Origin of the sequence: Pedosphaera parvula Ellin514 (assembly GCF_000172555.1) — a bacterium.
Taxonomy (GTDB): domain Bacteria; phylum Verrucomicrobiota; class Verrucomicrobiia; order Limisphaerales; family Pedosphaeraceae; genus Pedosphaera.
This window is the reverse complement of sequence record NZ_ABOX02000083.1, coordinates 1-17,511: the sequence shown is the minus strand read 5'-3', so window position 1 is coordinate 17,511 and position 17,511 is coordinate 1. Positions and strand designations below refer to the sequence as shown.

Annotated in this window: 21 protein-coding genes; 12 read left to right on the top strand and 9 right to left on the bottom strand. The window is 52.9% G+C overall.

The genetic code is table 11. The features are described 5' to 3' along the window. The first annotated feature begins 231 nt into the window (after positions 1-231). Together serA and CFLAV_RS30630 are read left to right on the top strand one after the other, a co-directional pair. Positions 232-1,812 (top strand): phosphoglycerate dehydrogenase, encoded by a 1,581-nt coding sequence (gene serA / locus CFLAV_RS30635; protein WP_007418825.1) that lies wholly within the window; start codon positions 232-234, stop codon positions 1,810-1,812. A 27-nt stretch (positions 1,813-1,839) separates the two neighbouring features. Continuing rightward, positions 1,840-2,952 carry a peptidylprolyl isomerase gene (locus tag CFLAV_RS30630; RefSeq protein WP_040550917.1) on the top strand — a complete coding sequence of 371 codons (1,113 nt, stop codon included), beginning with the start codon at positions 1,840-1,842 and terminating at the stop codon, positions 2,950-2,952. Positions 2,953-3,038: 86 nt separating this feature from the next. Here the strand turns inward: CFLAV_RS30630 and CFLAV_RS33515 are convergent, their stop codons facing one another. Continuing rightward, positions 3,039-3,527, bottom strand: coding sequence for a DUF1844 domain-containing protein (locus CFLAV_RS33515; protein ID WP_007418823.1), 489 nt, complete (start codon positions 3,525-3,527; stop codon positions 3,039-3,041). Then, positions 3,524-4,204 (bottom strand): LON peptidase substrate-binding domain-containing protein, encoded by a 681-nt coding sequence (locus CFLAV_RS30620; RefSeq protein ID WP_007418822.1) that lies wholly within the window; start codon positions 4,202-4,204, stop codon positions 3,524-3,526. The genes CFLAV_RS33515 and CFLAV_RS30620 overlap by 4 nt, the downstream gene beginning before the upstream one ends. Positions 4,205-4,298: 94 nt before the next feature. Between CFLAV_RS30620 and CFLAV_RS30615 the strand changes: the two genes are divergently transcribed. From CFLAV_RS30615 to CFLAV_RS30570, 10 genes are all read left to right on the top strand, one after another. Next, positions 4,299-5,105: a hypothetical protein gene (locus CFLAV_RS30615; protein WP_040550916.1), complete on the top strand. Its 807-nt coding sequence runs from the start codon at positions 4,299-4,301 to the stop codon at positions 5,103-5,105. Beyond that, positions 5,105-6,163, top strand: coding sequence for a GTP 3',8-cyclase MoaA (moaA, locus tag CFLAV_RS30610; RefSeq protein ID WP_007418820.1), 1,059 nt, complete (start codon positions 5,105-5,107; stop codon positions 6,161-6,163). Before CFLAV_RS30615 ends, moaA begins: the two co-directional genes overlap by 1 nt. A 62-nt stretch (positions 6,164-6,225) precedes the next feature. Then, a complete protein-coding gene (locus CFLAV_RS30605) occupies positions 6,226-6,576 on the top strand; it encodes an FmdB family zinc ribbon protein (RefSeq protein WP_040550914.1) in 351 nt (116 codons plus the stop codon). A gap of 92 nt (positions 6,577-6,668) precedes the next feature. Further along, positions 6,669-8,060, top strand: coding sequence for a hypothetical protein (locus CFLAV_RS30600; protein WP_150107688.1), 1,392 nt, complete (start codon positions 6,669-6,671; stop codon positions 8,058-8,060). 85 nt (positions 8,061-8,145) lie between these two features. Then, positions 8,146-9,384, top strand: a complete 1,239-nt coding sequence (locus CFLAV_RS30595) for a KamA family radical SAM protein (protein ID WP_007418817.1) — start codon at positions 8,146-8,148, stop codon at positions 9,382-9,384. 44 nt (positions 9,385-9,428) lie between these two features. Further along, positions 9,429-9,668, top strand: a complete 240-nt coding sequence (locus CFLAV_RS30590) for an addiction module protein (RefSeq protein WP_007418816.1) — start codon at positions 9,429-9,431, stop codon at positions 9,666-9,668. Continuing rightward, on the top strand, positions 9,659-9,880 hold the full coding sequence (locus CFLAV_RS30585; protein ID WP_007418815.1) for a type II toxin-antitoxin system RelE/ParE family toxin: 222 nt from the start codon (positions 9,659-9,661) through the stop codon (positions 9,878-9,880). The genes CFLAV_RS30590 and CFLAV_RS30585 overlap by 10 nt, the downstream gene beginning before the upstream one ends. An 8-nt stretch (positions 9,881-9,888) precedes the next feature. Further along, positions 9,889-10,554: an endonuclease III gene (nth, locus tag CFLAV_RS30580; RefSeq protein WP_007418814.1), complete on the top strand. Its 666-nt coding sequence runs from the start codon at positions 9,889-9,891 to the stop codon at positions 10,552-10,554. A 29-nt stretch (positions 10,555-10,583) separates the two neighbouring features. Continuing rightward, a complete protein-coding gene (locus CFLAV_RS33510; protein WP_007418813.1) occupies positions 10,584-11,282 on the top strand; it encodes a lipoate--protein ligase family protein in 699 nt (232 codons plus the stop codon). 119 nt (positions 11,283-11,401) lie between these two features. Continuing rightward, positions 11,402-12,118 (top strand): HAD family hydrolase, encoded by a 717-nt coding sequence (locus CFLAV_RS30570; RefSeq protein ID WP_007418812.1) that lies wholly within the window; start codon positions 11,402-11,404, stop codon positions 12,116-12,118. On the opposite strand, the gene CFLAV_RS30565 is transcribed toward CFLAV_RS30570, so the two are convergent. The 7 genes from CFLAV_RS30565 to CFLAV_RS37755 all read right to left on the bottom strand — a co-directional run. Further along, positions 12,119-12,349, bottom strand: coding sequence for an FmdB family zinc ribbon protein (locus CFLAV_RS30565; protein WP_007418811.1), 231 nt, complete (start codon positions 12,347-12,349; stop codon positions 12,119-12,121). A 110-nt stretch (positions 12,350-12,459) separates the two neighbouring features. After that, on the bottom strand, positions 12,460-13,368 hold the full coding sequence (locus CFLAV_RS30560) for an alpha/beta hydrolase (protein ID WP_160164698.1): 909 nt from the start codon (positions 13,366-13,368) through the stop codon (positions 12,460-12,462). Positions 13,369-13,385: 17 nt separating this feature from the next. Continuing rightward, on the bottom strand, positions 13,386-14,279 hold the full coding sequence (locus tag CFLAV_RS30555) for an alpha/beta hydrolase (protein ID WP_007418809.1): 894 nt from the start codon (positions 14,277-14,279) through the stop codon (positions 13,386-13,388). Positions 14,280-14,393: 114 nt separating this feature from the next. Next, positions 14,394-14,684, bottom strand: coding sequence for a hypothetical protein (locus tag CFLAV_RS30550; protein ID WP_040550913.1), 291 nt, complete (start codon positions 14,682-14,684; stop codon positions 14,394-14,396). Positions 14,685-14,907: 223 nt separating this feature from the next. Next, complete coding sequence (ychF, locus tag CFLAV_RS30545) at positions 14,908-16,011, bottom strand: redox-regulated ATPase YchF (RefSeq protein ID WP_007418807.1); 1,104 nt, start codon at positions 16,009-16,011, stop codon at positions 14,908-14,910. A gap of 57 nt (positions 16,012-16,068) precedes the next feature. Then, the gene (locus CFLAV_RS30540; protein ID WP_007418806.1) at positions 16,069-17,262 is read right to left on the bottom strand and encodes an Obg family GTPase; all 1,194 of its coding nucleotides are present in this window, start codon (positions 17,260-17,262) and stop codon (positions 16,069-16,071) included. Between the two features lie 119 nt (positions 17,263-17,381). Then, the coding region (locus tag CFLAV_RS37755; RefSeq protein ID WP_007418805.1) for a 50S ribosomal protein L27 at positions 17,382-17,511 on the bottom strand (130 nt) is incomplete at its 5' end.

The following is a 17,511-nucleotide window of genomic DNA, read 5'->3' as shown; positions in this document are numbered from 1 at the left end:
AAAGCGGGTGGCGGGAGGGGCGTCTGGAAGGCACCGGTCGCCATCGGAAGGTATCGGAAGGTATCGGAAGGTATCGGAAGGTATCGGAAGGTATCGGAAGGTTAAAAATTTTGAATGCTGAATTTCGAGTTTCGAATGTCCGGCAAAGCAACAAGAAAATTTGAGTGCGTTTGATTATTTGACCAGTTAGGAGCCTTTGCCTAGACTTCGCCCCCTGTCTTTATGAATATAATGATTTGCGACCCGATTTCGCCGAAGGGAATCGCGCTGTTCCAGCAATGCACGAAATTTAATGTGACTGTGCTGAAGGAACGGCTTCCCGAGGATAAACTGTTGCCCCTTGTTGCCGATGTGGAGGCGATGGTTGTTCGCTCCGAAACAAAGATCACGCGCAAGGTGATTGAAGCCGCGCCGAAGTTACGTGTGGTGGGCCGGGCTGGTGTGGGCGTGGACAATGTGGATGTAGATGCCGCGACGCAACGGGGCATCGTGGTGATGAACACGCCGAGCGGGAATACGATTTCGACGGCGGAACTGACATTCTCGATGTTGATGGCGTTGGCGCGCAAGATTCCGCAGGCGCATTCTTCGATGAAGGCGGGCGAGTGGAATCGCAAGGCGTTTTCGGGCGTGGAGCTTTATAACAAGACGCTGGGCATTTTGGGCATGGGCCGAATCGGGACGGAAGTGGCGCGTCGGGCGATTGCGTTCGGCATGCGCGTGCTGGCGTATGATCCGTATTTGACGTTGTCGCGCGCGAATGCGATGCAGGTGGAATTGGTGGAGTTGGACGAGATTTATGCGCGAGCCGATTTCATTACGGTGCACATGCCGATGACGGATGAGACCAAGGGGATGTTGAATACGGCGGCGTTTGCCAAGATGAAGAGTGGCGTGCGGGTGTTGAATTGCGCGCGTGGTGGGATTATCAATGAAACCGATCTTTACGAAGCGATTAAGGGCGGGAAGGTAGCTGGGGCGGCGTTGGATGTGTATGAAGTGGAGCCGTTGCCGAAGGAGTTCCCGTTGAGAGACTTGCCGCAGGTGATCATGACGCCGCATTTGGGTGCGAGCACGGATGAGGCGCAGGAAAACGTTGGTATTGAGGTGGCGGAGGCGATTACGGACTATTTATTGAACGGGGCGGTTCGCAATGCAGTCAATTTACCTAATCTTGATGCCAAGACTTACGCGCTGGTGAAGCCGTATCTGGCTTTGGGTGAGAAGTTGGGTAGATTGGTCGCGCAACTGGCACCCAAACGCAATGACCGCCTGGTGGTGACTTATGGCGGGAAAGCCACGGAAGTGCCGACTGATCCGATTAGCCGTTCTATATTGAAGGGATTTTTGGAATCGGCGGGCGGGAAAGATGTCAACCAGGTCAATGTGCGGACGATGGCGAGTGCCCTTGGATTGCGAGTGGAAGAAATCAAGTCGAACGAAGAAACCGATTTCAGCGAGTGGTTGCATGTGGCGGCCTATAGCGGGGAGCAGAAGATTTCGGCGGGTGGCGCGTTGTATGGCGCGAAGAAGCAACCGCGGATTGTGCGAGTGAACGGCCAACCCGTGGAAGTGGTGCCGGAAGGGGTGTTGTTCCTGATGACCAATAAGGATCGTCCGGGCATCGTTGGGTATTTGGGCACGTTGATGGGGCGGCATAACGTGAACATCGCGAGCATGAGTTTGAGTCGTGATATTGCCGGCGGACATGCATTGACGGTGTTGAATCTGGACAGTGTGCCGTCGGAAACAGCATTGGAAGAAATTCGAAAAGATCCGGACATTAGCAATGTGCGGGTAGTTAAGTTATAATCGGCTTTAATTTAGATAATGAAATTTATGAAATCAAAGAAAACGTTAGGCGTCCTGCTCGCAGCGGCGACGGTGGCGAGCGTCGCATTTGCGGTTACGGACAATAAACCGGCGTCAACGAACGCCAGCAGCACGCCGAAGTTGTCAGATTTGCTGCCGGATCAAGTGATCGTGAAGGGCAAGGGCTTTGAATTGAAGCAGAGCCAGCTTGATGAAGCGGTGTCTGGAGTGAAGGCCAATGCGAGTGCACGGGGTCAGGAGATTCCGCCCGCGCAGTTGGAGATGATTCAAAAGAAGCTGTTGGATCGATTGATTCAGATCCAGCTTTTCAAGGCGAAGGCCACCGATGCTGACAAGGCGGAGGGGAAGAAGGAAGGCGATAATCGTTTTGAAATGATCAAGAAGCGCGCGCCCAGTGAGGACATGCTGGCGAAGCAGTTGAAGACGATGGGTTTGACCGTGGAGTCGCTGCACAGCCGTTTGATTGAAGAAGCCACTGCGGAAGCGGTGTTGAAGAGCAAAGTGAAGATCTCGGACGATCAAGTGAAGAAGTTTTACAATGATAATCCGAAGGATTTCGAAGAACCCGAGCAGGTGCGGGCGAGCCATATCCTGATCAGCACGAGCGATCAGAAGACCGGTTCGGAAATGTCCGAAGACCAGAAGAAGGCGAAGAAGAAGCAGGCTGAAGACTTGTTGAAGCGCGCGAAGGCTGGTGAAGACTTTGGCAAGCTGGCCAAGGAATTCTCGGAAGATCCCGGCTCCAAGGACAAGGGTGGCGAGTACATCTTCCCTCGTGGAAAGATGGTGCCTGAATTTGAAGCCGCAGCGTTTTCGCTCCAGACCAATCAGGTCAGCGACATCGTGACGACTCCTTTCGGCTATCATATCATCAAGCTGAGCGAAAAGATTCCGCCGCACAAAGTGGAATTGGCAAAGGTGCAGGACGATATCAAGGGTTACCTGGAAAAGCAGGAAATGGAGAAGGTGTTGCCTGACTTTTACAAGGAGTTGAAGAAGGAGAGCAATGTGCAGATTCTCGATGAGAAGCTGAAAGCTCTGGAAGACGCTCCCGATGAGGTGCCGAATTTTCCGGCCCCGACGCCCAAGCAGGATGACAAGGCCAAGGGAAGCAAGTAGTATCTATTTGAAATAGCAAAGCCCGGCAGAGATGCCGGGCTTTTTCTTTTTAGGGCCACACTGAAAGTGGCCTGGAACAGCGTGGTTTAGTATTTCTTTGAAAACTTTTTGCGGGATTCATCGGTCGATGGAGCGGCCGGGGATGGTTCTGCTTTGGGGGCGGCAGTGGCTGGAGTCGCAGCAGATGCGCCTGGAGTGACGATTGGTTCAGGGTGTGCGCCAGTGTCAGCCAAAGGAGAACCCTGTTGATTGGTGGTTTGAGGTTCGCCGCCTGCTTCGATGGCCTCGACGAAGGCCATGCGCAAGGCGGTAAGGGCCTGCTTCAGCAAGCCTTCCTCCTGTTTGGACAGGTTGCCTTTGGTTTTGTGCTCCAGCATTTCAAGCTGGTCGATGAACATCTTGGCGGCTTCCACATCCTGAACGAATTCGCCGGTTTGGGGATGCGCCACTTTTCCGAGCAACATCATGGCCATGTTGGTTTGTTGAATGACCATGTTGGCAAAGAGCGCGGACATGATTTCTTCAGGGCTGGCGTTGGCCAGAGAGTCTTCAGGTATATTAGTCGTGTCGTTCATCGTTTCTTATCCTTCCTTTGGCGTTTGATTTCCGCCATCAAAAAATGAATGAGATGTTTCAGGCGCGCCTCCAGGTTGACCGTTTCAAGAATGGTCTGCCGCTCGGAAGGGCCGGCGAGGACAGCGCAGGAAACCAGGTCAGCCACCTGATCAGGTTCGGTCAGTTTGTCCAAATAATCCAGCACATCCGTGGCTGAAAATCCGGGCGGGGTTTCCTTCACCGGTTTGGAACTGGTGCTGGAAACGAAGGGAAAAGGAAAGGGAAGACCCAAAACGACCCGTTCTTCCAGAAGTTCGCGCACCTTCGCAATGAGGGCATCGACCACCAATTCGTTGCCCGGAGCGGCTTCGAGTGGTCGGATTCTCTGCACGCGATACGGCTTGTAACGGACAGTCTCCTCAAGTTCAACCCGGGCAATTCCCTGCAAAATGAGATGCGAGGTGCCATCCTTGTGACCGACAGCGACACGGACCAAACCAAGCCCGGCGATCACGCTCGGGGTTTCGCGGGTGCGCCCCGGCTTTTGCATGGCGACGGAGAACATGCGGTTGGTGTTCAGAGAGTCTTCGAGCATTTTGCGATAACGCGGCTCAAAAATATAAAGGGGCAGGAGCGCTTGGGGGAAAAGAGTGGCGTTAGGGAGAGTCATCACTGGCACTTCGCGTGGCAACTTCATGAATAGAATGTAGGTGAGGACGTCATTAATTCAAGCAAGAGATGAGAGATGTGCGCTTGCTTAATTGACCTGTTAAATGCAATATACTGGGCTTATGAAGACAAAAGTCGCGTTAATAGTTCTTTTGCTGGGTTGTGTGGGCTTGGGAGTCGCGCTGGTATCGCGTAATAAGCAGGCCGCCGAACAACATCAGCAGGACACCGAGAGCATTCTGGAAAAGTCCAATCACTGGGTGGAAACCAGCCTGAAGTTGGAAGAACAGAAGCAGGTCAGCCTCAATCTCGAAAAGGACCTGGCCGCGCGCAAGTCAGATATTTCCAAGCTCTCGAACGATCTTACGCAGACCGGCGAGAATCTGAACAAGACTGAAGCTGCTTTGAAATCAGCCTTGGAAGAGACCGCCAAGCGTGACGCGAAGATCGCTGAGTTGGAATCGCAAAAAGAAACGCTTGATAAGCAAGCGGTTGATTTGAAGTCTTCGATCAGCGGCCTGGAAAATCAGATTGCCGATACGCAAAAGAAGCTCTCTGCTTCCGAAGGTGACAAGGCTTTTTTGGAAAAGGAACTGAAGCGCTTGATGGCCGAGAAAGCTGAATTGGAACGTCAGTTCAACGATTTGGCGGTATTGCGCGCCCAGGTTCACAAGCTCAAGGAAGAGCTTTCGATTGCGCGTCGTGTGGAGTGGATTCGTCAGGGACTTTTTGCCAGCCAGGAGCAGAAAGGTGCTCAAAAGCTGATGCAGGGATTCGCCTCGAATAACGCCCGCCCGGCAAACACCAACAAGTACGATTTAAATGTGGAAGTAAACGCTGATGGCAGCGTGAAGCTGGTTGAGCCGGCAGCTGTCGTTAATCCAGCCGCCAATGCTACGACTTCCGCTCCCCAGCCAGCCCAAAAATAATGATCCGCGCCAAAGTGCTCGTCGACTCGCATGGTCGCACCTTGCGCGATTTGCGGGTGAGCATTACCGATCGGTGTAATTTCCGGTGTATGTATTGCCTGCCGGAAACCGAGGCGGCGCAGAACTTTTATCGGGGTCGCTGGGCGAATCTGCCCAACGCCAACCCGATTAAATGGCAGTGGCAACCCAAATCCAAGCTGCTCACGTTCGAAGAAATTGAGCGGGTGGTGCGGATTGCTGCAGAGTTGGGAATTCAGAAGATTCGGCTGACCGGTGGTGAACCGCTCTTGCGCAAGGATGTCGAGCAGTTGGTGTCGCTTATTGCGAAAGTGCCCGGCATTGAAGATTTGGCCATGACCACCAATGGCTTTCTTTTTCCAGAGAAGGGCAAAGCCTTGCGTGATGCCGGTTTGAAACGCATCAGCTTCAGTTTGGATTCACTTGATCGCGCGAATTTCCAAAAAATGACCGGTCGCGATGGCCTGACTGAAGTTTTGGAAAGCATTCGATTCGCCCAGGAGTTGGGGATGAACCCGGTAAAGGTAAATGCGGTGATCATTCGTGGGATTAATGACCATGAAATCGAAGCGCTGGCCGCATTTGCGCGTGAGCGCGATCTTTCGATGAGATTTATCGAATTCATGCCGTTGGACTCGGCGCATGCCTGGAAGAAAGAATTCGTGATGCCGGGGCGTGAGATTCTGGAACGATTGCAGCGCAGCCATCAACTCCAACCGATTGTTTCCGATAATCCCGCCGAGACTGCAAGGCGGTGGAGGTTTTCTGATGGGCGCGGAGAGCTGGGGTTGATTTCACCGGTGAGCGAACCATTTTGCGGACATTGTAATCGGCTTCGTCTGACCGCCGATGGAAAGATTCGAACCTGCCTATTCAGCGTGACCGAACATGATTTGCGTGAAAGGCTGCGAAGTGGCGCTTCGGACGACGAGTTGAATGAATATTTGCAATCGGTTGCGTGGCAAAAGGAAGATCGTCATCACATTGGTGAGGCCGATTTTGTTGCCCCCGAACGCAGCATGAGTTGTATCGGAGGGTAGATTCACTATTGTAGCGCTTGATGACTGAAGACTCCAGTTTATAAAGAATTTAAAGAATTACTATGCCAACATACGAATACGTTTGTACGAAGTGCGATCATCAGTTTGAGGTGGTTCAGTCGATGAAAGATAAACCGCTGACCACTTGTCCCAAGGAATGTTGTGGCATGAAAAAATGGGGCAAGGGAAAGGTTAAACGGGCCATTGGCGCCGGGGCGGGTTTGATTTTCAAGGGAAGCGGTTTCTATATCACCGACTACCGAAGCGAGAATTACAAAGCAGGAGCGAAGAAGGATTCTTCGGCCTCGGCCTCCACCACCTCATCCACTTCTTCGGAAGGCAAGTCTTCCAGTGGCGAGAGCAAATCCACGCCCGCGAAATCGGAAGCGAAGCCCAAACCATCCAAGGCATAGGCCAGGGGTTTTGCGAGACTGAGATGCAGAAGCACGGGTACTTTACCCTCTTGTCAGAGGCTCACAATCATGGGCATAATTGCGGACTGTCCATGTTGAAGTTGCTGATCATCATTTGCACCGGTCTTTTGGTATACGATTGCTGCGCGCAGGAAAGTTCTGCGGATGCCTTCAAGAATGAGATGAGGCATTTGCGTTCTTCATCGCATTATAGCGTGACGCGGCAATTTATTGTCCTTGATCCGGGTCCACCCGACATTTACGCACGGCCTGTTGTTGTTGTTGCGACCAATGTAGTGCATCTGGACCCCAGTCTGCTGACCGTTTCTTGTGAGCGTGTAAAGAAGGCCCTGCTGACCGAATTAGGCATCGGTGACCAGTGGCAGGGCAAAATAACCGTTCAAACTCATCCAAAGCAAAAAATGGATGAAGGTGTGACGATCACCTCCTCCGTTTACTTGAATAAATGGAGTTACCGGGTTGATTTGCCAGAGCGCATGGAAGCACCGAAACTGGTGACGGCGATGGTGCAGGTTTTATTATTGGAGATGGCAAACCGAAACTCGCAAGGCCGCTCGGCGGAAATTCCCGTCTGGCTTACCGAAGGTTTGGCGCGCCAGTTGATTCTTTCCAGTGAAGTTGGGTTGGTGATCCGGTCACCGGGACCGGACACCTATGGGTTCGCTGTCAGCCGAGAGCTTCGTGACGAGCGTAGAATCCACCCGCTCACTGGGGCGCACGAGGAATTGCATCAGTTCCCACCGCTCACACTGCACGAATTAAGTTGGCCTCAGGAAGGGCAGCTAAGAGGTGCTTACGGGGAAACCTATCGAAGCAGTGCGCAGTTACTCGTTTATGATCTGCTGGCTTTGCCCAATGGGCGCACGCTCATGAGCAATTTCATTAATGCGTTACCACTCTACCTGAACTGGCAGATCGCCTTTCGAACTGCCTTTCAGTCACAGTTTGCCACTCAACGCGACTTTGAGAAATGGTGGGCTTTACGACTGGTTAGTTTTACAGGGCGGGATCTTTCCAATATCTGGTCGCCGGAGGAAAGTTTCAAAAAAATTGACGAAATCATTCGCCCTTCCGTTCAGGTGCGCACCGCCGAGGACGAGTTGCCTTTGCGTAGCGAGGTGAGCCTGCAAACAATCATTTTGGAATGGGATTTTCTCATGCAATCCCAGGTTCTGGAGGTAAAAATCAAGCAGTTGGGCATGCTTCGAACACAGGTTTCGCAAGATACAGTGACCCTGGTCGATAATTACCGGAAGGTTCTGGAAGGGTATTTAAAAGAGCGAAATAAAGGCTGGTTTGCCCGACTTGGCCGGAGGCAATCCACCCCGGGACTCGATAAAGTCGCACAGCAGATCACCGGGCAGTTGGATTTGCTGGATCGGGAACGGGAGCAGTTGCGTCCAAAGTTGACCCCAGGCGATACGGCGGGAGTAGAAGTCGGTAGTAGGCTGCTTAGTCATTAATACGGAACAACTTGAATCAGGTGTGAGTAAGTGGTTGATGAGGTTCCCTTGACAGGAAACGGTCTGAATTTATAGTTCGCACATAATGTCATACGACGACTCAGTTGGCACCGCCAAGGGACAAGGAGAAAACGCCAGGTTGGATTCGCTCAAACAGTTTCGCTCTGCCGGTCGTGGATTTTGGAGCCACGTTTCGGAGGCAGATTGGAGTGATTGGCGCTGGCAGCTCAAGAACCGGATCACCTCGCTGGAGCAGCTTCAGAAACTGATGCCGACGCTAACGCCAGAGGAACATGCGGGGACAGTCCTGGCGAATTCCAAACTGGCACTGGCAATTACGCCTTACTTTTTTAACCTGATTGATCCGGCCGATGAGAACTGTCCGATTCGGACGCAGGTGATTCCCAAAGTGCAGGAGACACACACTGCGAGTTGGGAAATGGATGATCCGTGCGGGGAGGATTCACATTCGCCGGTTCCAGGGCTGGTGCATCGTTACCCGGATCGCGTGCTGTTTCTTGTGACGGATCGTTGTGCGTCCTATTGCCGCTATTGCACGAGGTCGCGGTTGGTGAGCAATGCCGCCGGTTATGATTTCCATCCCGAATTCGAGAAGCAAATCGAATACATCCGCAAGACTCCAACTGTGCGCGATGTATTGCTCAGTGGTGGTGATCCGCTGTTGCTAAGCGACGACAAGCTGGAATATCTGTTGAGCCAACTGCGTGCGATACCGCACGTGGAATTTCTGCGAATTGGAACACGTATTCCCATTTTCCTGCCGCAACGCATCACGCCTGCGCTATGCGCAATGCTGAAAAAATATCATCCATTGTTCATCAGCATTCATACCAACCATCCGCGTGAGTTGACCACTGAAGTACGGGAAGCTCTGGGACGCCTGGCTGAGGCGGGGATACCGCTGGGCAATCAGTCGGTGTTGCTTCGCCACGTGAATGATGATCTCACTACGATGCGTGCCCTGGTGCAGAAACTTTTGATGTGCCGCGTAAAGCCTTATTACCTCTACCAATGCGATCTAATTGCCGGTTCAGCGCATCTGCGTTCCAGCGTTCGCAAAGGTCTTGAGATCATGGAAGGTTTACGCGGGCACACGACGGGTTATGCGATTCCGCAGTATGTGATTGATGCCCCTGGCGGTGGAGGAAAGGTGCCAGTCAATCCGGAGTATGTGTTGAGCCGTAATGCAGACCGGGTGGTTATTCGCAATTTTGAAGGTAAAATCTTTGAGTATCCGGAAGCGGCCGATGGAACGCCACTGGTCAAAGCGCCAAAGGAAATCGAAGAGCCGGAGTTGGTGTAATCCTTCCGCCTTGCGTTTGACGGATTAGAGAGCAGAATTGAATTATGAGCACGGATCTGAAAGAACTGGCGCGTGAACTGGCAGCCTTGCCGGTGGAGTCACGCGCCTTCCTGCTGGATCAGCTTTGGGCAAGTCTCAACAATTCTCTGGATCCAAAAATTGATGCGGCGTGGCTCGAAGAAGCAGAACATCGTTGGGAGGGACTTGTGTCCGGCGAGGTTGAGGCTGTGCCCGCGGAGCAGGTCATGAAGGATGCCCGCGCTACGCTTCGCACATGCCCATAGGTTTTCGTTTTCTTTCGGCCGTAGATCAGGCAGTAGGTGCACTTCAGGCTGATCCGTTGCGCCCCGCTCCCGACGCGAAGGCGCGCAGAAAGTGGCGCATCAAAAAATTTCCCTATCATTTCATCTACAAAGCCGGGAATGATCGGGTAATTATATTAGCGGTGGCTCATGCCAGCAGAAAGCCTGGCTATTGGTCCAAACGGAAGGAATAGTTTACTCCATGTCGCGAGAATCGGTTCAGGATAAACAAAGCAGAACGCAAAAGATTTTAGCGGGGCTTAAGAAGGCGTATCCCGACGCACACTGCGAGTTGGTGCATGCCAATCCACTACAGTTGCTCATCGCTACGATCCTCTCGGCGCAGTGCACGGACAAGCAGGTCAATATTGTTACGGCGGATCTGTTCAAGAAGTATAAGACGGCAGCGGATTTTGCGAACGTCGATTCGACGCAATTTGAAAATGATATCAGGCGGATTGGGCTTTATCGGAACAAGGCCAAAAACATCCAGGCCTGCTGCCGTGACCTGGTGGAGAAGTATGGCGGTGAAGTGCCGCGAACAATGGAGCAACTGATTGAACTGGGTGGGGTGGGGCGGAAGACGGCGAATGTGGTGTTGGGGAATGCTTTTAACATTAACTGCGGCATTGTGGTGGATACGCATGTGGCCCGGCTTTCCAACCGGCTGGGACTTACGAAGGAGCAGGCACCGGAGAAAATTGAACGGGCTTTGGTCAAGTTGGTGCCACAATCTGAATGGACATTACTGAGTCATTTGCTGATCTGGCATGGACGGCGAAGATGTTTCGCCAGAAACCCGGATTGCTTGAACTGTGAAGTGCGGCCGCTTTGTCCGCGCATTGGTTTGCCGAAGCTGGTGGTGTAATTCTGATTTCGTGTCACAATCATTTTTCTGTGAGTTCGATTGAAGCAAAACAATGGTTCCTGCTGAGCTCCGACAAATGCGAGTCGGCTTACAACATGGCATTGGACGATGCATTGCTGGAAGCTGCAGTTGAGTTGGGGCGGCCGGTGCTGCGGTTTTATGGTTGGGGTGAACCGGCGGCTTCTTTTGGCTATTTTCAGAAATATGCGGAGGTGTCGCAGATGACTCTGCTGCGGCCGTTGATACGCCGGCCGACGGGAGGAGGACTTGTGCCACACGATGCGGACTGGACTTACAGTGCTGCTTTTCCTCCGAGTGATGCGTGGTACGAATTGAAAGCGACGGAGAGTTACCAGCGCATTCACGAGTGGATTGTGACGGCGTTCAGGAAATTGGGGGTTGAGGCGGAACTCGCGCCTGAGTGCCGCAAATCTTTGCCCGGGCAATGTTTTATCGGTTACGAGAAGTCAGACGTGCTGTGGCATGGGAAAAAGATCGCCGGAGCCGCACAACGGCGGACGAAGAACGGATTGCTGATACAGGGATCCGTGCAGCCGCCGCCGATCAAATTGTTGCGTGAGGATTGGGAGCAGGCTATGTGCAACGTTGCCCAAGCCGAGGCGGGTGCGAGATGGACGGAATTAAAACCGTATCCTGAATTGCTGGGACGTGTTCAGCAGTTGATGGAAACGACGTATTCGCAAAGCGCTTACAACCAAAAGCGTTGAGCTGGTTTTGCAACGGTGATGTGACAAAGTCTATCCTGCCTTTTGTGGTCGAGGAAATTTTATAAGATGTGTTGAGTAATGTTTGCGTTTTGGAGGGCTCCTGATAATTTTCTGCGCAGATGGTTAAGTTGGTTTTATTCGATATCGACGGGACGCTGATACATACCAATGCTGCAGGGGTCAAGGCGTTCGCGAAGGCTTTTGTCATGCAGTTCGGATTGGATGGCGCGGAGGCGTTGAACTTTGCCGGTCGCACGGACACCGGATTGGTGCGCGAATTTTTTCGGAAGCACAAGATTGAACCGACCAAGGAGCATTTCCGGGAGTTCTTCGACTGCTACATCCATTTACTGGATCACATGCTTATCGAATGCGGGGGAGATATCCTTCCAGGCGTATGCCGGCTTATTCATGAATTGCAGAGAATGCCTAATCCTCCATTGATTGGCCTCTTAACCGGCAACATCCGCCTCGGAGCTGAGATCAAGTTGCGGCACTACAGCCTTTGGGATTTCTTCAAGACAGGTGCGTTTGCGGATGATAGCGAGGATCGGAATCAGATTGCCGCCATTGCCATGGAACGCGGGGCACAGATGTTGAATCGTAAGTTGCGCGGTGAGGAGGTGCTGGTAATTGGCGATACTCCCCTGGATATTGCTTGTGGACGGGCGATTGATGCGAGGGTTCTCGCTGTGGCTACCGGCAGGTCATCGGTGGCGGAGTTGCAAGCCCATAAGCCGGATTGGGCAGTGTCCGACCTGGAACAGATGCGGACGATGGAAATTTTGGGGCGCAAGCCTGCTGGCAAGCCAGCAGGACGGTCACTGCACGGTTGATCAGTGAGAATGCGGACGGCCAGTGCCGCACATGCCGCAGGAGCTGGGAACGCCACTGCAACTGGGTTGACCGCCACCATCGCCACTAACGCTGGAGGCGAATACAGAAAGCTTCTTGGATAATTTCACGGAACCGCAATGCGGGCACTTGGTGCCTTCCCAATTGCTGGAACGCACCAAAATTTCGCTGTCTTTGCTGCACTTCTCACAATGAAATTCGTAGATCGGCATGCGGTAATAATAACGGCTCAGGCCAGAATCTCAAGCAGGAGATGATCCGGCAGACTTTTGTCAGGACAGGGGTGAGTTCAAAATGTAAGTGAGTGTTGTTTAGGGAGCCTTCAGTTTTTTCCTTGGGAAGAGGCAGTGGTTTTCAGCCCTCGAAGATTCTCGTCGAACCAATCGGCGAACACCTTTAGATCGGTTTCCATGCCGGGCCAGCCGTGGTCTTTGCCTTGCTTGATAATGAGTTTGTAGGGAGCACCGAGTTCTTTACACCGTTGCTCGAAGATTTGGGCCTGGTAGAGGGGGACTTCGTGGTCGGAATCACCGTGCAAGACAAGAGTGGGAGCCATGTTTTTGGTGACGAAATAAATGGGGGAGATTTCGTGGCCAAGTGTGAGGCGGCTTTCGGGCGAATAGGAACGGGGCCCAAAGGCGGCCTGGTGACGGATGGTGGGGCCGAAGCCGACGCCGTCGTCACCTTCCTTGCTCCAGTTCAAGAAATCGGTGGGAGGGTAGAAGCAGGCGACGCATTGAACAGCACTGCTTTCGCGGTCGATGGGGTCCTTGGAATTGGGATCGCCAGGAGCGCCCTGAGTGCCGATGGTCAGGGAAAGGTGTGCGCCCGCGCTGCTGCCGGTAATGCCGATGTGGTCGGGGTCGATGGAATACTTAGCGGCGTTGTGACGGACGAAACGGACGGCGCGGTGAATGTCGAGTTCGATTTCCGGGATGGTGTATTTGGGTTGTGAACCGTGGACCACGGCAAAGACCGTATAGCCACGTTCCAGCAAGGGACGGTAAGCGCCTGGATTGATGGCTTCGTGCGAGGAAAAGAACCCGCCGCTGACCGTCCAGAGGATGCCGATGCCGTTGGGCTTGGCAGGTTGAAAGATATCCATCGTCAAAGCGGACCCGAACTTGCGCGAATAGATGACGTCCTCGGTGCGCTTATAGTCGGCGGAGGGCTGAGCTTGGGCGGACCAGAAGGACAGAGTGATGGCGAGGAGAGGAAGGAGTTTTTTCATGATTTTCATCAAGCTCGTTACTTCTTTATGTTCCGCAGATGTGCATCAAACCAATCCGCGCAAACTTCGAGGTCTTTGGCGAGCAAATCGGGCCAGCCGTGGCCTGCGCCTTCCTTGACTATGAGTTTGGCTTCAGCCCCGCATTCCTGTGCGCGCTTTACGAAGATTTCCGCCTGTTGGATGGGGACAAGAGTGTCTGCATTACCATGGATGATGAGAGTGGGTGGCATGTTGGAAGTGACGTAGTAGATGGGCGAGATTTGGCGGCCAAGTTCCTTGCGACCTTCTTCAGTATCAGACTGCGGGCCGAAGGCTGGTTTGTAATTCTTTAAAGTGCCCACGCCGGTGGCATCTTCACCCGGTTTGCCATAATTCAGGAAATCAGTAGGCGGGAAAAAGCAGGCGACACATTGGACGGTGCTGCTTTCGCGGTCGATGGGGTCTTTGGCATCGGTTGTGCCGGGTTTGCCTTGAGTTCCCAGGGTGAGGGATAGATGGCCACCTGCGCTGCCGCCGGTGACGCCCAGTTTGTTTGGATCGACACCATATTTGGCAGCATTGTGTTTGATGAAGCGAACGGCGCGACTCATGTCCTGGGTGATTTCAGGAATGATGAACCGCGGTTGGCAGCCGTGGACGACTGTAAAGACTGTATAGCCACGCCTCAGAAAAACCTGGCATGCGGCGGGATTGATTTGCTCGTGTCCGGAAACCCAACCTCCACTCATCACCATTATGATTCCGGCACCGTTTGGTGTTTTTGGCTGGAAGACATCCATGGTGAGTGCCGTGCCAAACTTGCGACCATAAACAACGTCCTCGATGCGCGTGAAATCGACGTTGGTGGATTCGGCCCGGGAGCCGGCGAGCATCAGGAGAAAAAGAAAAGCCGTGTACAGTAGACGCTTCATGGTGTCGGGAATTTTAGCTGCCTAACAATGGCGGTGACAAGCGTGGTATGCAAAGAAAAAACCCGCCCAGATGCGAAGCCGGGCGGGCAAGTATGAATAACACTGCGTTTTCTCTTACTTCTTATCGTAATTCAAAGCTTCCCTGAGTTGGGCGATGGCATTATCGCAGGCTTCGAGAGCCGCCTTGCGATGCCCGCCGAAATCGTGGTCCGCACGTTCCAGATCGTGCTTGGCTTCTTCTAAATTACGAATAGCCGCATGGATGGCGGGATGACGCTCATTGTGGTGATGCTTCTCACCAGCAGCGGGGGCGTTGGTGCCGTCCGCGAAAGCAGACGGCAGGGTGAGCGACAGGGTGCCTGTAAGGACTATGCTAGCGACGATGATTGATAAGTTTTTCTTCATGCGAACTATTACTCTTACCATTCAGTTGATTCTTTCGGTCAAGCGGGCGGGTTCAGTCCCGTCTCATAAGTAACAGACGGCGATCGAAGAAGAAGGTTTCAACAAATAGAGAAGGGGTAAAGCTTATGAACGTCTGGAGGACGGTCGCCGTCCGTGATGCAAATGTAAAAAAGCCGCCTATTTAATCCAGGCGGCTTTCTCGGTAAATAAAATGAACTGGAAACTACACGTTAAATTTGAAAAGCATCACATCGCCATCTTTGACGATGTATTCCTTGCCTTCCATGCGGTAGAGACCCTTTTCGCGGGCGACGGCAACAGAACCGCATTTGACGAGATCCTCGTAAGCGACGGTTTCAGCCTTGATGAAACCGCGTTCGAAGTCGCTATGGATGACGCCGGCGGCTTGAGGGGCAGTATTGCCGACGTGAATCGTCCAGGCGCGGACTTCTTTTTCACCAGCGGTAAAGTAAGTGCGTAATCCGAGTAGGTGATACGTCGCACGAATGAGAGCACCAACGCCGCTTTCTTCAACGCCCAATTCCTTCAAAAATGCCTTGGCTTCTTCGTCCGAAAGATCGATCAGATCGCTTTCAATCTGCGCGCTGATAACCACGGCTTCACAGGCGAGGTGAGTTTTTACGTATTCACGCACCTTGAGCACGTAGGGGTTCTGGTCGGCAGTGGCCAGGTCGCTTTCCTTGACGTTGCAAGCAAAGATGGTTGGTTTGTCGGTCAGTAGATAAAAACTTTTGGAAATGACCTTATCTTCCGGAGTGAGTTCGACCGTGAGGCCGGGCTTGCCGGCATCGAGAATCGGCTCGAATTTGGCGAGCACCGCATCCTGGGCCACGGCTTCCTTATCGCCACGTTTCACATCCTTGCCAATGGAAGCGCGCTTCTTTTTCACTGCTTCGAGGTCGGCCAGAACGAGTTCGGTGTTGATGGTTTCGATATCCCGCACGGGATCGACGCTGCCAGTGACGTGGTGAATATCGGGATCGTCGAAGCAACGAACCACCTGGACAATGGCATCGACTTCGCGGATGTGAGTCAGGAACTTGTTGCCGAGACCTTCACCGGCGCTGGCACCTTTCACGAGACCGGCGATATCGACGAACTCGACAGCGGCGGGAATGATAACTGTGGTTTTAGCGATGTTCTTGAGCACCTCCAGGCGGGAGTCTGGTACGGTGACGATGCCGACATTGGGATCAATGGTGCAGAAAGGATAATTGGCCGCCTGCGCCTTGCGGGTGCGGGTCACGGCGTTGAAAAGAGTGGATTTCCCAACGTTGGGAAGACCGACAATGCCAGCTTTTAACATATTAAATATCTATCTCTGAGTGTAAGGGGTGAAATCGGGCCGAGCGCAAGCCAAAGCTTACTTCTGAGGTTCTTTAGCGGCTTCAACCGCCTCGCGAATCGTCAGCTTGAATTTTTCGACGCCTTCGTCGAAGGCGGCAGCAATGGGCAGGACCGGGGTCTTGCGGATCTTGCGTTTGAAAATTTTCAAGTTTTCCTCAGCGACCGCTTCGTCCATTTTGTTAGCCACGACCAAACGAGGTTTTTCCAACAAGGTTGGGTCGTGCAGTTCCAACTCACTCAATAGTTGCTTGTAATCGTCCCAAGGAGCGCGGTTGTCCGTTCCAGCCATGTCTATCAGCAACACCAGGATTTTGCAGCGTTCGATGTGGCGCAAGAAGGCGTGGCCCAAGCCAACATTGTTATGAGCGCCTTCAATCAATCCAGGAACGTCACAAACCGTGAGACGGGCAAAATCAGCATATTCCACAATCCCGATTTGTGGGTGCAAGGTGGTGAAAGGGTAGGGGGCAATCTTGGGGCGAGCACGGGAGATGGCGGTCAGCAAGGTGGATTTGCCGGCATTTGGATAGCCGACCAGGCCAACTTCCGCAATCAGGCGCAATTCGAGCCGGTAATTCCCTTCATCACCAGGTTCTCCAGGTTGAGCAAAACGGGGCGTTTGGTGACGGGCAGTGGCAAAATTGCGATTTCCCAAGCCACCACGACCACCTTTGCAGAGGACGAACTGTTGTCCATCAACCGTAAGATCGGCCACCAACTCTTCACCTTCATTAGAAGGAGCGGAGCCAACTTTTTCCTCTTCATCGCCTTCCTCTTCCAAATTAATTTCCAGAGCACGCTCGGTCCCTGAGTGGCGAATGACCGGGCGCTTTGCAGTTTTTAGCCTGGGAGTTTCGGTTTCCTGCTCATCTTCATCTTCGTCCTCGACTGGTTTTTGAGGCTGTAAATGCTCAGGAAGACGCCAAACGAGTGTTCCGCAGGGAACTTTAACGATAATGTCTTTACCTGCGTGGCCATCCATGCCCTTACCCATACCCGCTTCCCCCGTTTCCGCTATGAGGCGAGGATTATAAAACTGATGGATTAGGTTGTTAAGGTCATGGTCCGCCTGAAGGATGACATTTCCTCCGCGCCCTCCATTCCCGCCGCTGGGGCCGCCTTTGGTAATATATGCTTCACGGTGAAAAGCCACGCAGCCTTTGCCGCCGTGACCCGCCCGAGCGTAAATTTTTATCTCATCAATGAACATGAGTGAATGAATGAAAACCAATTAGAGTCTCAGAACCACCGACATGACCCTGATACCATCGCATCAGGAAACAAAAAAGGCGAGGCCAGAGACCTCGCCGCGAGAATTTGTAGGGCGAATTAGTTATTCGCCGGAATAGCAACAGCTTCCACGTTGACGCGGCGGCTGTCCTTGTCGAAAAATACCTTGCCATCAACGAGAGCGAACAGGGTCCAATCACGACCGGTGCCAACGTTTTGGCCGGCGGTG

Coding starts and splice junctions, on each gene's coding strand:
- CFLAV_RS30595 (WP_007418817.1), top strand. CDS start 8,146: ATGTCATACGACGACTCAGTTGGCACCGCCAAGGGACAAGGAGAAAAC.
- CFLAV_RS30585 (WP_007418815.1), top strand. CDS start 9,659: ATGCCCATAGGTTTTCGTTTTCTTTCGGCCGTAGATCAGGCAGTAGGT.
- CFLAV_RS30615 (WP_040550916.1), top strand. CDS start 4,299: ATGAAGACAAAAGTCGCGTTAATAGTTCTTTTGCTGGGTTGTGTGGGC.
- CFLAV_RS30565 (WP_007418811.1), bottom strand. CDS start 12,349: ATGCCGATCTACGAATTTCATTGTGAGAAGTGCAGCAAAGACAGCGAA.
- CFLAV_RS30630 (WP_040550917.1), top strand. CDS start 1,840: ATGAAATCAAAGAAAACGTTAGGCGTCCTGCTCGCAGCGGCGACGGTG.
- CFLAV_RS30560 (WP_160164698.1), bottom strand. CDS start 13,368: ATGAAAAAACTCCTTCCTCTCCTCGCCATCACTCTGTCCTTCTGGTCC.
- CFLAV_RS30540 (WP_007418806.1), bottom strand. CDS start 17,262: ATGTTCATTGATGAGATAAAAATTTACGCTCGGGCGGGTCACGGCGGC.
- CFLAV_RS30620 (WP_007418822.1), bottom strand. CDS start 4,204: ATGAAGTTGCCACGCGAAGTGCCAGTGATGACTCTCCCTAACGCCACT.
- CFLAV_RS30550 (WP_040550913.1), bottom strand. CDS start 14,684: ATGAAGAAAAACTTATCAATCATCGTCGCTAGCATAGTCCTTACAGGC.
- ychF (WP_007418807.1), bottom strand. CDS start 16,011: ATGTTAAAAGCTGGCATTGTCGGTCTTCCCAACGTTGGGAAATCCACT.
- serA (WP_007418825.1), top strand. CDS start 232: ATGATTTGCGACCCGATTTCGCCGAAGGGAATCGCGCTGTTCCAGCAA.
- CFLAV_RS30600 (WP_150107688.1), top strand. CDS start 6,669: ATGTTGAAGTTGCTGATCATCATTTGCACCGGTCTTTTGGTATACGAT.
- CFLAV_RS30555 (WP_007418809.1), bottom strand. CDS start 14,279: ATGAAGCGTCTACTGTACACGGCTTTTCTTTTTCTCCTGATGCTCGCC.
- CFLAV_RS30570 (WP_007418812.1), top strand. CDS start 11,402: ATGGTTAAGTTGGTTTTATTCGATATCGACGGGACGCTGATACATACC.
- moaA (WP_007418820.1), top strand. CDS start 5,105: ATGATCCGCGCCAAAGTGCTCGTCGACTCGCATGGTCGCACCTTGCGC.
- CFLAV_RS33515 (WP_007418823.1), bottom strand. CDS start 3,527: ATGAACGACACGACTAATATACCTGAAGACTCTCTGGCCAACGCCAGC.
- CFLAV_RS30590 (WP_007418816.1), top strand. CDS start 9,429: ATGAGCACGGATCTGAAAGAACTGGCGCGTGAACTGGCAGCCTTGCCG.
- nth (WP_007418814.1), top strand. CDS start 9,889: ATGTCGCGAGAATCGGTTCAGGATAAACAAAGCAGAACGCAAAAGATT.
- CFLAV_RS30605 (WP_040550914.1), top strand. CDS start 6,226: ATGCCAACATACGAATACGTTTGTACGAAGTGCGATCATCAGTTTGAG.